The following is a 14,414-nucleotide window of genomic DNA, read 5'->3' as shown; positions in this document are numbered from 1 at the left end:
CGACTACGTCGACTCCCTGCCGTGGCTGGTGAACGAGCGTCATGTCGACTTCTACGACCTGGTACCGCTGGCGTGGACCGATCTCACCGCCGCCGACGGCTGGTACCCGAGCCCGGGACCCGCGGCGACGAAGGGGATGAAGGCGCTTCTGGGGGTGGCTTCCCAGCGCACGAACGGCAACGTCTGCTTCCAGCCCGGCGCGGCCTCGCTGGAGAACGTCGACTACACGGTTCTGACGAAGGACCTGGTCACCAGCACCACCGCGGACTTCCTCGGCCAGGTCGCCTTCCGGCACGCCAACTCCACGTACCTGAGCCTGGCGAGGAGTACCCCGGCCACTGCCTTCTGGCGGCGGTCGTGGAGACCGTCAGCGTCACGGCCGGACGACCCTGGTGGTCGCCGCCGCGGTGCGGAGCGGGAACGCCGGCCCTCCCTCGGGAGGTGCGGGTCCGGGGAGCCGCGCGTTCCGGCCAATTCCCGGCGGATCCGCCCGTCCCGCGTGCTCCGGCGGGCAGGATGGCCACCGGCCCGCGCCACTGCCCGGCCGGACCCCGGACCGATCGGAAGGTATGGACCAGCCATGCGCAAGAACCCACGGCGTCTCACGGCTGCGGCGGCCGTCTGCTCCGCACTCCTCGGCGCGGCCGGCCTGCTCGCGCCGTCCGCGCAGGCACAGGTGCCGGTTTCCGCGAAGCCGGGCCCGGCGGTCGCGGCCACGGATCGGAGCCAGCAGGACGCCACGCCGCCGGGCGGCGAGGTCGAGTCCACCACGGTCACCCGTCCCGACGGCACCCAGGCGCAGGTGGCGATCTTCTCGACCAGTGCCGTCAACGAGACCCTCTGGTACCAGACACAGCTCACGCCCGGTGGAGCGTTCGGCGCCTGGAGCCAGATCGGCACCGTCCAGGTCAACTTCCAGAACCCGGTACTGTCCGCCGCCGCGGACGCCGACGGCAGCCTGGAGGTGTTCACCCTCCCCTACGAGTCGGGCGGGCTGCTGCGGCTTTCCCAGGCCGGTGAGAACGGGCCGTGGTCGGCGCCGGAGTCCTTCGCGCCCGCCGGGACGGACGTGCCGCGGTTCTTCGGCTACCCCGTGCTGTTCCAGCGGGCGGACGGCACGCTGGCCTTCTTCGAGGTCTACCAGGGTGCGGGCGTGCCGGAGCTGTACGTCAACGAGCAGAGCGCGCCCGGGGTCTGGGGCTCCTGGACCGACCTGGGGGCCGGCCCGCTGCCGGCCTCCGTCGCCACGCCGAGCTCCGTGACGCAGGCGGCGGACGGAACGCTCACGGTCGTGGCGCACATGTGGGACGCGTCCTCGTACTCCGCCGAGATCTCCGAGCTGACGCCGGGCGGGGCGTGGGGCCCCTGGCAGAACTGCGGGACCGGCGCCTGCCCCGCGGGCTGAGCTCGTCGTTCGTCCTCGCCGGGGCGGGGTGAGGTCCTCGACCCGGACCATCGAGGCACGTGGTTGGAGGCCGGCGAGGTAGCCGTCCGGGGTCCTGTCGTACCTCGTGGCGATGCCTCGCCGTGCTTCCCTTCCGAAGCGGGGAGGGGGATCCCGCGCGTTCGGGGCGCATCGTCCGCGGCTCGCGGGGCACCCGGTGTCGTTCCCGCGAGCGCCGCCCGGCCGTTTCGCCGTGGCCGTCAGTGCCGTGCCGGCCCGGGCCGAGCGCATGCGGGAACACCGGTTCGTCTCATAGGCTGGCAGACGTACGCTACCCGCACCCGATGGTCGAACCCGTTCAGTGCGCCGGCCCCGCTCCCAGGCGGGTCCCGAGCCGTGGGCGACCGGGAGGAAGACGCGATGAGCGACGTGATGAACCGGCAGGACGTGCGGAGTTGTCCTGCGAGCATCGAGCGGATCGTGACGCTCACAGTGAACGGGCGGTCACACACCCTGCGGTTGGACACCCGGGTGACCCTGCTGGACGCCCTGCGTGACCGGCTGGGTCTGGTGGGGACCAAGAAGGGCTGCGACCAGGGTGCCTGCGGTGCGTGCACCGTCCATCTGGACGGCAGGAGGGTGCTGGCCTGCCTGACCCTGGCGGCGCAGGCGGAGGGCCGGGCCGTCACCACCATCGAGGGCGTCCGCGACGCCGATGGGCCGCATCCCGTGCAGCGGGCTTTCGTGGAGCACGACGGTTTCCAGTGCGGTTTCTGCACACCGGGTCAGATCATGTCGGCGGTGGCGCTCCTGGCCGAGGGCCGGGCCGGTTCCGACGAGGAGATCCGGGAGTTCATGAGCGGAAACCTGTGTCGCTGCGGTGCCTATCCCAACATCGTGGCGGCGATCCGCGAAGCGGCCGCCCGGGGAGGTCACGATGCGCGCCTTTGACTACGTCCGGACCACCGACACCCGCGAGGCGGTGCGGCTGCTGGCGGACGACCCGGAGGCGTTCCCCCTGGCGGGCGGCACGACGCAGCTGGACCTGATGAAGGACGGGGTCCTGGAGCCGGCGCGGCTGATCGACATCACCCGGCTCCCGCTGCACGACATCGAACGACGCGGCGAGACCCTCCACGTGGGGGCCCTGGTCACCATGGAGGAGCTGGCCGCCGACACCACGGTGGCCGAGCGGCTGCCCGTGGTGCGCGAGGCCCTCCTGCTGGGCGCGTCGGTACAGCTGCGGAACATGGCCACCATCGGCGGCAACCTGCTGCAGCGCACGCGATGCCGCTACTTCCGCGACCCCACGGTCGGTGAGTGCAACAAGCGCACGCCGGGTTCCGGCTGCGCGGCGGTGCGGGGCGCGGCTCGGATGCACGCCGTGCTCGGCGCGAGCGAGCGGTGCGTCGCGTTGCACGCGTCCGACCTCGCCGTCGCCCTGGTGGCGCTCGACGCGGTCGTGCACATCCAGGGACTGTCGCAGTCCCGCACCGTGCCGCTGACGGAGTTCTACCTGACGGCCGACGAAAGCCCTCAGCGCGAGAACGTCCTGGAGCACGCCGAGCTGATCACCGGGGTGGAGATCCCGCTGCCGCCGCCGGTCGCCCGGTCGGGCTACCTCAAGGTCCGGGACCGGATGTCGTACGAGTTCGCCCTCACCTCGGCCGCCGTGCTCCTCGTCGTGGACGGCGGCACGATCGATCAGGCCAGGGTCGGCCTGGGTGGTGTGGGGACGAAGCCGTGGCGGTCCTACGAGGCCGAGCACGTCCTGACCGGCGCGCCCGCCACGAGGGCCACGTTCCTGGACGCCGCCGAGGCGACCATGCGCGACGCCTGGACCGTTCCGGGAACGGCGTTCAAGGTGCCGCTCGCCCGGCGCACCCTGGTGCGCGCACTGCGGACCGTTTCCGGGGTGACCGCATGAGCACCGTCCAAAGCAGGCCGTTGGTCGGCGCGGGCATCAACCGGGTCGACGGACCGCGCAAGGTCACCGGCACCGCCCCGTACCCGGCGGACTTCAGCGTCCCCGGCCAGGCCTACGGCGTCCTGGTGCAGAGCACCATCGCCGCGGGCCGCATCGTGCGCATGTACACCGAAGCCGCCGAGGCCGCACCCGGCGTGCTCACCGTCCTCACCCACGAGAACGCCCTGAAGGTGGGGACGGGCCCGACGACGGCGCTCGGTGCGTCGTCGCCCCCACCGCTGCGGAGCGACCGGATCGTCCACCACGGGCAGCACATCGCCTTCGTGGTCGCGGAGACCCCGGAGCAGGCCACCGCCGCGGCACGCCTGGTGCGGGCCGACTACGAGGCCACGGAGCCGTTGCTGGACCTCCAGGACCCGCGGGCCGAACAGCTCCTCGATCCCTGGGGCATGGACACCTCACGCGGTGACGCCGCCGCGGCGCTGGAATCCGCCGAGGTGACCCTCCGGGCCACCTACACCACGGCCGACAACACCAACAACCCGCTCGGACCGTTCGCCACCCTGGCCGCGTGGGAGGGCGACACCCTCACCGTGCACGACACCAGCCAGTGGCCGTCGATGGTGCGGACCACCCTCGCCATGGTCTTCGGCATCCCGGAGAGTTCGGTACGGGTCCTGGCGCCCTACGTCGGTGGAGGCTTCGGTGCCGGGTTGCGCGTGTGGCCGCATGTGGTCCTGACCGCCATGGCCGCCCGGATGCTCGAGCGACCGGTCAAGCTGGTGCTGACCCGGCCGCAGATGTTCACCTCCGTCGGGCACCGTCCCCACGGCGTGCAGTGGCTGAGCGTCGGCGCCACCCGCGACGGCGAGCTGGTGGCCCTCGACCACCGCAGCCTCAGCTCCCTGAGCATGGAGGGGAGCGACTTCGAGCCGTTCTCGTCGGAGACCGCCTACCTCTACCAGTGCCCCAACGTGATCACACGGGACCGGCAGGCCCGGCTCAACATCGCCGTTCCGACGTCGATGCGCGCCCCGGCCGCGGCGCAGGGCAACTTCGCGTTGGAGTCGGCGCTCGACGAGCTCGCCCACGAGCTGCGCATGGACCCGCTGGAGCTGCGGCGGCGCAACCACACCGACGTCGACCCGCGCAACGGGCTCCCCTGGTCCGGGAAGGCTCTCCTGGAGTGCTACGAGGTCGGCGCGCGACGCTTCGGCTGGGCCGACCGGAACCCCGAGCCGCGCTCGATGCGCGACGGCGACTGGCTCGTCGGCTACGGCATGGCGAGCGCGATGTTCCCCTGGTTCGGGCAACCGTGTTCGGCGCAGGCCACCGTCAACAGCGACGGCAGCGCGCTGGTACGCAGCGCGGCGACCGACATCGGAACCGGCACCTACACCGTGATGGCCCAGCTGGCCGCCGACGAACTCGGCCTGCCCCTGGACCTGGTCCGCTTCGACCTGGGCGACTCCGACATGCCCTACTCGACGATGGCAGGTGGTTCCGGCCTGACCGGCGCGCTGGGCAACGCCGTGCACGACGCGTGCCGCGGGCTGGTCCGCTCGTTCGCCGAACTCGCCCGCGGGGACGCCGACTCGCCCCTGCTGGGGGTCTCCCCGGATGACGTGGAATGCGCCGACGGGAGGATCCACCCAGCGGGCCGCCCGGACCGCGGGGAGTCCTACGCCGACCTCCTCGCCCGGCACGGGCTGTCCGAACTCACGGCGAACGGGAACAGCACCCCGCCGGTCGCCACCGAACTGGGCCTGTCCCTCGCCGGCGCGTACGGCGCGAAGTTCGTGGAGGTACGGGTCGATGCGGACCTCGGCCTGATCCGGGTCGCGCGGGTGGTCTCCGTGATCGACGGTGGCCGCATCCTCAACGAGAAGACGGCGAGAAGCCAGATCATCGGCGGTACGGTCGGCGGCATCGGCCTGGCCCTGTTCGAGGACACCGTCACCGACCCGTGTACCGGCCGCATCGCCAACGGCACGTTCGCCGACTACCTGGTCGCGGTCAACGCCGACGTCCCGGACCTCGACGTGATCTTCGTCGGCGAGCCCGACCGTGCCACCGCCACCGGTACCAAGGGCGTGGGCGAGGTCGGTCTGGTCGGCATCGCGCCCGCGATCGCCAACGCCGTGTACCACGCCACCGCGAAACGCCTGCGTCAGCTGCCGATCACGCTGGACGCCCTGCTGTGAGGGCGCACAGACGGCCGCCCCCGGCTGCCCCCGACCGTGCCGCGCGGTGTTCCCACCTTCACCGCGGTCGGTGCCGGCCGCCCCGGAGCTGATCGTGCAGCGTCCGCGCGACCTGTGCCATGAGTGCTTCGGCGGCGGGTTGGATGGCGGCCGGGACGTTGGATTCGGTCAGTGCGGCGACGGCGAAGGTTCCGCCGTCTTCGTGCTCGACCACCCCGACCTCGTGGCGGTGGTTCAGCAGCGTGCCGGTCTTCGACGACCACTTCGAGGCGTCGGAGCTGAAGTCGGGCGTCAATCGCTGTCGAACCACGTTCTCGCCCATGAGCGAGCGCACCTGTGCGGTGACGTCGGCCGGAACGCGCGAGGGGACCCACAGGGCCTCCAGCAGGTCGACGAAGGCCCGTGCGGAACCGGAGTTCGCGCGGCTCACGTCGAGTTGGGGGATCAGGTGCCCCCGTCCCGCTGTCCGTGATCCGATCGCGAGGGAGTGGGCCAGGTTCACCCCGCCCGGGCCGAGTCGCTCCGCCGGAGTCTCGACGAGGTCGCGCATGCGGTGGCGCACCGCGATGCCGGTGATCCCCGCCTCGCGCATGGCACGAGCGACCTCGGCGGGCGGGACCAGGTCGAAGAGTGCGTCCGCGGCGGCGTTGTCGCTGATCGCGATGGTGAGGTAGAGCAGGTCGTCGACAGCGACGCGCGCGGGGTGGCGGAACTTGCTCAGGCCCGCCGGCCCCGGCGACGTGATCAGCCCCGGCGCGACGTCGATCAGCTCGGACCCGTCGATGCGCCCGTCGTGGATGCGGCCCAGCACGGCGACCGCGAGCGGCACCTTGACCAACGACGCGACGGGGAACTCGAGGTCCGGGTCAAGGCCGATCTCCTCGCCGGTCGCCAGGTCCCGGACCAGGAAGGAGCCCGACAGCCCCGCGTCGGCCAGCAGGCCCCGCAGTTCCCGCATCACCCGTTCGTCGTTCATGGGCGTTCCTCACCATCCGTCGCCGTCCCCACGGCCCGGGCCACGTGCTCACCCAGGTCGACGCGCAGCCGTCGCGCGTCGTCGCCCGTGACCGCTGAGACGCTGTACCCGCGGGCGACGGTTGCCCCCGCCAGCCCGCGCCAGCGCAACCCCAGCTCGTTCGCCTGCGCTGCCGAGCAGAGGAGGAGGTCGCCGGTGCGCATCGTCTCGGACGCGGCGGCGATCAACGACGCGGCGACCGAGATCTGTGCGGGCACGAGCGCGGCACGGTGGCCGAGCTGTTCCAGCCGGTCCCGGATGTGCGGCACGTCGTCTTCCGGCTGGATCCACAGGCGCGGCATCGATCGACGTGTCCGCCCAGGCCGCAGGGTTTCGAGGTGGAACGGCTCCGGGCCGCCGTCCGTCGGCGACGCGACGCCGAGCGACACGGTCCAGTCGGCGTCGGCCGGTGGGACCGCGAGGAGCGCGGTGCGCACCTCGTGCGACCGCAGCAGCTCCGCGCGTTCCGCCGGGCCGGCGGAACGGAAGTCCAGGACCGTGTTCCGGGCGCGAGCGGCCGCATCGAGCATCGCCAGGTGCCGCAGTGAGCACGTCTCGGGCACCGCGAGACCGAGCGGCCGCAGTTTCGCCTGCTCGGCGTCGTGCTCCAGCGCCTCCGCCAACCGCACGAGCCGTTTCGCGGACGCGAGCATGTCGCGCCCGAACGGGGTCAGCGCCGCCCGCCGCGTCGAACGGTCGAACAGCTGCGCCCCGAAGTGGTCCTCGAGCGCGGCGATCCGCCGGCTCGCCACGGACTGCGGCACCCGGGCCGCCGCGGCGCCGAGCGTGAAGCTGCCGCGCTCACCCACGTACACGAACACGCGACACGCGCCCACCAGATCCATGGCACTCGATCTTATGCCAGAACAGCATGCAAAACTTCATTTCTGTCTTTGCGCGGATGGACGAACGGCGCGAGGCTACTGGTCATGCCTCCCTCGACCTACCGAACAGCCCTCCTCACCGCGCCCCTCCTCCTCGCGTCGGGCCTCCTGAGCGGGTGTGCCGGGAGCCACGAGGCCACATCGGCCCGGGCCGTCCCGACGACCGCTCCGGCATCAGCGGTGCCGACCGCATCGCAGGGCGGCCCCTCGACTCAGGCCCTCGCCGAGATCGAGCGGCGGTACCACGCCCGACTCGGCGTCTACGCGGTGGACACCGCGACGGGTCGCACGGTGGCGTACCGAGCGGACGAACGGTTCGCGTACGCCTCGACCTACAAGGCCCTCGCCGCCGGGATCCTGCTGGGGCGCGACACGGACGCCCAACTCGACCGCGTCATCACCTACGGCGCCTCGGACCTCGTCCAGTACTCGCCGGTCACGTCGCAGCACGTCGGCACCGGGATGGCGCTGCGCGACATCATCGCGGCCGCGCTGGAGTACAGCGACAACACCGCCGCGAACCTGATGCTGAGCCAGCTGGGCGGGGCCGCCGAACTCCAAGCGGCGCTTCGCGGCCTGGGAGACACGACGACCAACGTCGACCGGACCGAACCGACACTGAACGAGGCGACCCCCGGCGACCCCCGGGACACCAGCAGTCCACGCGCGCTCGGCACCGATCTGCGCGCCTTCGTCCTCGGGGACGTGCTGCCCAGCAGCCGGACGCAACTCCTCACCGGCTGGCTCGTGGCGAACACGACCGGCGGCCCCTACATCCGGGCGGGGGTTCCCTCCGGTTGGAAGGTCGGTGACAAGACCGGCAACGGCGGGTACGGCACGCGCAACGACATCGCGATCGCCTGGCCGACCAGCGGCGCTCCGATCGTCATCGCCATCCTGTCCGACCGCGGTTCCGCGGGCGCGTCCTCCGACGACGCCCTGATCGCGGACGCCACCAAGGCGACTCTCGCGGCGCTCCGCTAGCCGGCGCCGCTGGCGGACGCACCGCTACCCTGACGAGCAACGCGGGCACGGATGGCCCGGCGGCGCCGGCCCCGCCGCGGACCGGCGCGATCCCGCCAACCGCACCTGCACCCGTGAGATGGGCCAGCAACGCGAGAAGTCAGCGGGATGGACTCCGTAGCAGGTTCAGGACGAGGTCACGCGGCAGACCGTGGGTGTCGTGGAGGTAGTGGAAGTCTTCCTCGCCCAACGGGCCGCGGAACCGGGAGCGGGACAGTACCTGCCGGCCGCGCTCCAGGAGCCGGACGAAACGGAGTTCCTCCTCGAGCAGCACCCGGCGCACGGTGGCCGGTTCCCCGTCCTGGCGGAAGTGGTCCAGGGTGTGCTTGATCAGCTCGTCCGGCAGGTCGGCGAGACCGCGCCGCGGATCGTCGCGCCGCAGCACGGTGAGTACCCGCCGGACCAGCCGGCGCAGTACGTAGCCGCGGCCGGTGTTGGCTGGGCGCACCCCGTCGCCGATCACCACGATGGCCGAGCGGAGGTGGTCGCAGACCAGCCGCAGTGACGGGTCGTCCAACTGCCACAGGGCCGGCACGATCCGGCGCCAGGGGCCGAAGACGTCGCAGTCGAACACCGAACGCCGGCCCTGGAGCAGCGAGGCCAGCCGTTCCAGGCCGAGTCCGGTGTCGATGTTGCGCTGCGGGAGCGGTACGAGTGAACCGTCGGCGAGTCGTCGGTGGCGCATCATCACGTGGTTCCAGACCTCCACCCAGCGGTCGTCCCTGGTCGGCGTGGACTCCGGCGGGGTGTCGCCGGTCCACAGGAAGATCTCCGAGTCGGGGCCGCACGGGCCGGTCGGACCGTTGGACCACCAGTTGTCCTCGACGGTGAGTTCCACCGGCACCCCGCGCCGCTGCCACAGTTCCAGGGAGGCGGTGTCCGGACCGGTCTGGTCGTCGCCGCCGAAGACCGTGGCATGGAGCAGCCCCGGGTCGATGCCGAACCCGTCGGTGAGCAGTTCGTACCCCCAGTCGAGGCTCAACGGGCCCTCGTAGTCGCCGAGCGACCAGGTGCCGAGCATCTCGAAGACGGTCAGATGGGTGCGGTCGCCGACTTCCTCGAGGTCCGTGGTGCGCAGACAGCGCTGCACGTTGACCAGCCGCCGGCGGAGGGGGTGCGGGCGCCCTTCCAGGTACGGGGTGAGCGGGTGCATGCCCGAGGTGGTGAACAGCACCGGGTCACCGGGGGGTGGCAGCAGGGTCGAACCGGTGATTCGGCGATGGCCGCGTTCCTCGAAGTACTCGACGAACGTGCGGACGATCTGATCGGTGTTCACGGGCTGGCTCCTTACGCGCAGCGGGAGGCACCGGGGAACGGGTCCGCACGATCATCGGAACCGGGGCGGGAACGCCATGGAACCACCGGCAGACCGTTTCCGGTCGCCGGTGGGAAGTGGGAGTACGTCAGGCGGCGGCAACCGGCGAGCTCGTAGCTCGCGCGGTCGCGGTGGTGGTCCGGCTCATGACGTTCACAACGCCGAAGGTAACGCACCCGGTGCTCCCGGGCCACCCGATTTCACCGCGCACGCCTTGGTCACGTGCCGCGGACCGGGCCGCAAGGGATGCGGTGGGGCAAGAGCGGGCCTGCCGCCGGTGTGTCGGCTTGTTGCACGGCTGTGACACCGACCGCACCGATCCGGGACGCCACGCGGGAATGCTCCTCCCGTCACCGGACTCAGCCTCGGGGGAACTCTCATGCCCGCCCACGCCAGACGCCGCGGCACCGCCGCCGCCATCGCTCTCACCTCCGCCGTCACCGGCACCGCACTGCTGCTGACCGGGTGCGGCCCGGACGACACCGCCAAGGCCGCCCCGCCCGCCGCCAGCGCGCCGGCCACGCCCGGCAATCCGGCCGACGGCCCCGCCACCCTCGCCGCCGGCGCGCCCACCCCCACCCCCACCCCCACTCCCACCAAGAGCGCGCGCCCGGCCATGAACGGCACCGGGAACAGCAGACTGACCATCAGCGACGGGACCCCGTACGTCCTGATGAACGGCACCTCGGTGGACTTCGGCACCGCGGTCCGCGACCTCGCCTGGTCCTCGGACGGCAGCAAGGCCGTCTTCGTCGACGGCGACGGCGACCTGGTCACCGCCAACCCGGACGGCAGCGGGCGGGTGGTCGTCGCGAAGCACCTCCCCGGGCAGAGCTGGTCCCACCCGGCCTGGCACCACGTCGCGGCCGACCAGAGCAACCTGACCGCGCGGCAGGACATCTTCTTCGTCTCCACCGCGGGCGGGGTCACCAGCCTGGAGACCATCCCGGCCGACGCCGTCGACGGCACCCCGGCCCCGCTGGACCTGAGCTCCGGCATGGACGGCGTCCAGAACATGCCGCAGACCGCCAACACCTGGCCGAACGGCGCTGGCACCAAGGGCGCCGTCGTCTTCGCCAACACGCGGACCGGCGACGTCTACCTCCGCGACGACTACCTCCGCCAGATGGTCTTCCAGGTCGCTCCCGGCTCCGAGCCGACGGTCACCGCCGACGGGGAGGAGGTGGTCTTCGTCCGTTCGGTCGGCGCGCACGACCACGTCTTCGAGCAGAACCTGGAGACCCCGCGGTCGCCCGCCAAGGACCTCACCCCGAACCCGACCACCGACTACACCGAGCCGGCGCTCTCCCCGGACGGCACCACCATCGCGGTGCGCACGCCCGACGGCATCGCCAGTCTCCCGGCCGACGGGTCCGCCGCCCCGACCCTGATCTCCACCCACCCGGGCCTGCCGGCCTACCGTTGACCGGCGGCGGGGAGGGACCGTGCCGGAGGCAGGCGCCGCCCACGTCCGGCACGCGGCGCTCAGCCGCGGTAGGCGGCGGTCGCGATCTGGACGAACGAGCGGATCAGTGGATTCGTGTCGCCCTCGTTCCACGCCGCCACCACGCGACTCGGCGGCATGTCGGTCAGCGGCACCGCGGTGAGCCCCTCCGCCGGCTCGAGGTCCAGGAGGGTCATGCCGACCATGCCGTTCCAGAGAACGGCTTGCCGGCGTTCCTCGACGGCGCGCACCACCGGACCCTCGCGGCGCTCGCCGCCGCTCCAGTACGACTGCCAAACGGCGTCGGTGCCCTCCGGGAACAGGAACCAACGGCGGTCGGCCAGGTCGGCCAGGTCGGCCAGGTCGGCCAGGTCCAGACGGTCACGGCGGGCCAGCGGATCGTCGGCGCGCAGCTCGTGCACGGTCAGGCCGGTCTCGTCGAACGGCCCCCGGGTCGGGGCGACGTCGACCATCGACGCAGTTGCCGCCGCCCTCAACAGCAGGCCCCGCAAGACCCTCGACTGGAGAACCCCTGCTGAAGCGCTCAATGAGCATCTAAAATTGCTCCTGGCAGACAGTGTTGCAACGACTGGTTGAACTTGGTTCGACAGCCCCGCTGACTGTGCAGCGCGGCGACAGCCATCTGGAACACCTCGCAGAGGCAACGGGTTCAGTTGATTGACCGGCAGTTCGTCGTTCTCCCGTCGGGAGGCTGTGCCGAGCAATGTACGCGCGACGTCTTCCAGCGATCCGAGCAACGGGTTGGGGTCGTCAGCGCGCGTGACGAGCACGACCTCGCAGGGATCGATGTCGATGACGGGCACCAGGGCGATGTCCTCGCGCACAGCAGCGCGTCGATCGCCGGCAGGGAAGATCGCGACACAGTGGCCGGTGGCGATGAGTTCCAGCTTGTCCTCGTAGCTGTCGTCGATCGCGGGCGGGGGTGGTGCCGGGCGGTTGCCGACGGGCTTGGGCGTGCTCCAGAGGACCGGAGTGCTGACGCAGGCGACCAGTTCCCCGTCCGACAGAGCCCGCAGGCTGACGGTTTTCTCGTTCGCCAGATGATGACTTGCCGACGTGACCAGTACCCGCGACTCCTCATGGAGTTTGGTCACCCGGAAGCCGTCCGTGGGCAAGGGCAGGGGCCTGTACGCGACGAGGGCGTCGACCCGCCCCTCGGCGAGGGCGCGCGTGTCCCGCCAGTCGAGGTGCCTGGTGCGGACCTGGCCGTCAGGGTGCCGGCGGCGCAGTTCCTGCACACAGACGGTGATGACCAGTCCTTCGGCGCGGCCGACGGTGATGGTACGGGGCTGGACGGCGGCTCTGGCCGTGTGAGCGGCTTGCTCGGCCTCTTGGAGCAGTATCCGGGCCCTGGGAAGGAAGGCCTGACCGGCGTCGGTGAGGCTGCTGCCTTGCGGCGAGCGGTCGAACAGCCGGACACCGAGCTGAGCCGCCAGTCGCTGGATCTGACGGCTCAGCGACGGCTGCGCCAGGTGGAGCCTGGTGGCGGCCCGGCCGAAGTTGCCGTACTCCGCCACGACCGTGAAGTAGCGCACGAGTCGCAAGTCGAGGTCCATTGACGCCGAAGTCCTCGTCGTCAGGACTGAGCAGGCGGGGACGGCCTCCCGCCCACTGAGGGCCCAGGCAGGCCAGGCCGATCTCGTTGAACCGATGGATCACGTCCCGCACCGTGTCCTCGTCCGCCTGAACCAGTTGGGCGATCACCGGCACCCGGTTGCCACCGGCCGAGGCCAGCAGCATCACCGCCCGCCGGTAGCGTACCGAGCTGGTGCTGCCCCGCCGCACGATCCTCTGTAACTGCTGTCCTTCGTGATCCATGAGCCTGCGGACCATGACTGGCTCTGCCATCGCGCCCCTTCCGAGCTGGACATCTCGCGACATCCAACCGGTCGAGGGCCTGCCAGCGCCAACCCGGTGGACCTATGTGGTCACAGCACTAGGCAGGAAGGACGACGCCGCCCGGCGGCCCGTACCGGATCCGGACAGCCGCGGCGGCGGCCACCGCTGAAGGTCCGGGCCCGCTACGCGCCGCCCGCACGCGCGTGCGCCCTCTGCCGGCGCTCCACCGGTGGCGATGTGGTCACCTACAACTGGGAACCGTGGATGGGAATCGTGAACGTCGCGTACTGGATCGTTGCCGGCCTGCTCGCCCTCTTCTACCTCTACGGGGGCACGGTGAAGCTGGTCCGGAGCCGTGCGCGACTCAGATCGACGATGGCCTGGGTGGACAGCACCCCGATGCCGGCCGTCAGCGCCCTCAGGGTGATCGAGGCGCTCGGCGCGATCGGGCTGGTCCTCCCACCGCTGACCGGTGTCGCGCCCTGGCTGGCCCTGGCTGCCGCCGTCGGGTTCGTGGTCCTGCAGATCGGCGCGACCGGGGTTCACCTGAGCCTCGGGGACCGCCAAGTCGCCCTCAACGTCACGCTCCTGCTCGCCGCGGTCGTGACCGGCCGGCTCGCGATGACCTGGCTGTGACCTCAGGCGGGGCCGGCGGTCCGTGAGTTCGTTGCCACGATGACGAGCCGGCGCTCTCGAGACGGCGCGCCGGCGGCTGATCCACCTGACCCGACCCCAGCGCCTCGCGCCCCCGGTCGTGCCGTCTTCAGGCCTGTACGAGGACCCGCTCGCCCTCCCCTTCCGGTTCCTCGAAGTTGGCCAGGTAGCGGCTGAGCAGGTTCGCGTCCACGGTGACGGCGTTGGCACCGTCCTCGCGGTTGCGGACCGCGAGGCGACGCTCCAGCGTTGCCCGGTCCGCCTTCAGGTGGACCAGTTCCCAACGGCAGCCGTGGCCCTCCACCAACGCCTTGTACTCGTCGCGGGCGGCACGGCTCCAGAAGCTGTAGTCCACCACCACGTCCCGCCCGGCACGCATCAACTCGACCAGCTCCCACCGCTGTTGGCGGCGGATCTCGTCCTTGAGCTCGTCGTACCTCTCCGTCTCCAGCACCAGGCCGGCATCACGCCGGCCGATCCGCTGCCAGACCACCTCGTCGATCGAGAGTCGAACGTAGCCGCGGCGCACCAGAGCCATCGCGTACGTGGTCTTGCCCGCTCCCGGAGGCCCACACATCAGCACCACCGTGCTCGCCAGCTGCGTCATGGGACCAGGGTAGTGAGTCGACCGGGGGAGGGCCCGCCGAGGTGGCCGCCCCCGGCCGCCGGGCGGCGACTCCACCCTCGGGTGGAGAGACGCGGAT

At 71.6% G+C, this 14,414-nt stretch carries 11 protein-coding genes and 3 pseudogenes; 7 read left to right on the top strand and 7 right to left on the bottom strand.

Features of this window, described 5'->3' with window-relative positions; translation table 11 throughout:
- Positions 1 to 28 precede the first annotated feature (28 nt).
- The 4 genes from ACZ38L_RS20120 to ACZ38L_RS20105 all read left to right on the top strand — a co-directional run bounded on the left by ACZ38L_RS20120 (position 29) and on the right by ACZ38L_RS20105 (position 5,515).
- Positions 29 to 1,405, top strand: a complete 1,377-nt coding sequence (locus ACZ38L_RS20120; protein ID WP_465695106.1) for a PLL family lectin — start codon at positions 29 to 31, stop codon at positions 1,403 to 1,405.
- Between the two features lie 399 nt (positions 1,406 to 1,804).
- On the top strand, positions 1,805 to 2,335 hold the full coding sequence (locus ACZ38L_RS20115; protein ID WP_465695102.1) for a (2Fe-2S)-binding protein: 531 nt from the start codon (positions 1,805 to 1,807) through the stop codon (positions 2,333 to 2,335).
- Positions 2,322 to 3,311, top strand: a complete 990-nt coding sequence (locus ACZ38L_RS20110) for an FAD binding domain-containing protein (protein ID WP_465695099.1) — start codon at positions 2,322 to 2,324, stop codon at positions 3,309 to 3,311. The genes ACZ38L_RS20115 and ACZ38L_RS20110 overlap by 14 nt, the downstream gene beginning before the upstream one ends.
- Positions 3,308 to 5,515: a xanthine dehydrogenase family protein molybdopterin-binding subunit gene (locus ACZ38L_RS20105; protein WP_465695095.1), complete on the top strand. Its 2,208-nt coding sequence runs from the start codon at positions 3,308 to 3,310 to the stop codon at positions 5,513 to 5,515. The genes ACZ38L_RS20110 and ACZ38L_RS20105 overlap by 4 nt, the downstream gene beginning before the upstream one ends.
- Before the next feature lie 58 nt (positions 5,516 to 5,573).
- Here the strand turns inward: ACZ38L_RS20105 and ACZ38L_RS20100 are convergent, their stop codons facing one another.
- Both ACZ38L_RS20100 and ACZ38L_RS20095 read right to left on the bottom strand, forming a co-directional pair.
- Complete coding sequence (locus tag ACZ38L_RS20100; RefSeq protein ID WP_465695091.1) at positions 5,574 to 6,491, bottom strand: serine hydrolase; 918 nt, start codon at positions 6,489 to 6,491, stop codon at positions 5,574 to 5,576.
- Positions 6,488 to 7,375, bottom strand: coding sequence for a LysR family transcriptional regulator (locus ACZ38L_RS20095; protein WP_465695087.1), 888 nt, complete (start codon positions 7,373 to 7,375; stop codon positions 6,488 to 6,490). The genes ACZ38L_RS20100 and ACZ38L_RS20095 overlap by 4 nt, the downstream gene beginning before the upstream one ends.
- 219 nt (positions 7,376 to 7,594) lie before the next feature.
- Between ACZ38L_RS20095 and bla the strand changes: the two genes are divergently transcribed.
- Positions 7,595 to 8,398, top strand: coding sequence for a class A beta-lactamase (gene bla, locus ACZ38L_RS20090; RefSeq protein ID WP_465695083.1), 804 nt, complete (start codon positions 7,595 to 7,597; stop codon positions 8,396 to 8,398).
- A 139-nt stretch (positions 8,399 to 8,537) separates the two neighbouring features.
- Here bla and ACZ38L_RS20085 read toward each other — a convergent pair whose 3' ends face one another.
- Positions 8,538 to 9,713: an alanine--tRNA ligase-related protein gene (locus tag ACZ38L_RS20085; RefSeq protein WP_465695079.1), complete on the bottom strand. Its 1,176-nt coding sequence runs from the start codon at positions 9,711 to 9,713 to the stop codon at positions 8,538 to 8,540.
- Between the two features lie 418 nt (positions 9,714 to 10,131).
- On the opposite strand from ACZ38L_RS20085, the gene ACZ38L_RS20080 reads away from it, so the two are divergent.
- On the top strand, positions 10,132 to 11,178 hold the full coding sequence (locus ACZ38L_RS20080) for a TolB-like translocation protein (protein ID WP_465695075.1): 1,047 nt from the start codon (positions 10,132 to 10,134) through the stop codon (positions 11,176 to 11,178).
- A 59-nt stretch (positions 11,179 to 11,237) separates the two neighbouring features.
- Here the strand turns inward: ACZ38L_RS20080 and ACZ38L_RS20075 are convergent.
- The 3 pseudogenes from ACZ38L_RS20075 to ACZ38L_RS20065 form a co-directional block, all read right to left on the bottom strand.
- Positions 11,238 to 11,675, bottom strand: a pseudogene (locus ACZ38L_RS20075) (LysR substrate-binding domain-containing protein); the annotation flags it as partial.
- 195 nt (positions 11,676 to 11,870) lie between these two features.
- Positions 11,871 to 12,773, bottom strand: a pseudogene (locus ACZ38L_RS20070) (LysR family transcriptional regulator); the annotation flags it as partial.
- A 7-nt stretch (positions 12,774 to 12,780) separates the two neighbouring features.
- Positions 12,781 to 13,065, bottom strand: a pseudogene (locus ACZ38L_RS20065) (helix-turn-helix domain-containing protein); the annotation flags it as partial.
- 264 nt (positions 13,066 to 13,329) lie between these two features.
- On the opposite strand from ACZ38L_RS20065, the gene ACZ38L_RS20060 reads away from it, so the two are divergent.
- A complete protein-coding gene (locus ACZ38L_RS20060; protein WP_465695205.1) occupies positions 13,330 to 13,692 on the top strand; it encodes a DoxX family protein in 363 nt (120 codons plus the stop codon).
- Between the two features lie 127 nt (positions 13,693 to 13,819).
- On the opposite strand, the gene ACZ38L_RS20055 is transcribed toward ACZ38L_RS20060, so the two are convergent.
- On the bottom strand, positions 13,820 to 14,317 hold the full coding sequence (locus ACZ38L_RS20055; RefSeq protein WP_465695071.1) for a P-loop nucleotide/nucleoside kinase family protein: 498 nt from the start codon (positions 14,315 to 14,317) through the stop codon (positions 13,820 to 13,822).
- Positions 14,318 to 14,414: the final 97 nt, after the last annotated feature.

It is taken from the genome of Kitasatospora sp. NPDC024654, from assembly GCF_055559155.1.
Note: the sequence above shows the minus strand (reverse complement) of the source record. Positions and strands in the feature narration are given on the sequence as shown.

Bases quoted from the DNA above. Each gene is read 5' to 3' on its own strand.
- ACZ38L_RS20115 (WP_465695102.1), top strand. From the start codon at position 1,805: ATGAGCGACGTGATGAACCGGCAGGACGTGCGGAGTTGTCCTGCGAGC.
- ACZ38L_RS20110 (WP_465695099.1), top strand. From the start codon at position 2,322: ATGCGCGCCTTTGACTACGTCCGGACCACCGACACCCGCGAGGCGGTG.
- ACZ38L_RS20105 (WP_465695095.1), top strand. From the start codon at position 3,308: ATGAGCACCGTCCAAAGCAGGCCGTTGGTCGGCGCGGGCATCAACCGG.
- ACZ38L_RS20100 (WP_465695091.1), bottom strand. From the start codon at position 6,491: ATGAACGACGAACGGGTGATGCGGGAACTGCGGGGCCTGCTGGCCGAC.
- ACZ38L_RS20095 (WP_465695087.1), bottom strand. From the start codon at position 7,375: ATGGATCTGGTGGGCGCGTGTCGCGTGTTCGTGTACGTGGGTGAGCGC.
- ACZ38L_RS20080 (WP_465695075.1), top strand. From the start codon at position 10,132: ATGCCCGCCCACGCCAGACGCCGCGGCACCGCCGCCGCCATCGCTCTC.
- ACZ38L_RS20055 (WP_465695071.1), bottom strand. From the start codon at position 14,317: ATGACGCAGCTGGCGAGCACGGTGGTGCTGATGTGTGGGCCTCCGGGA.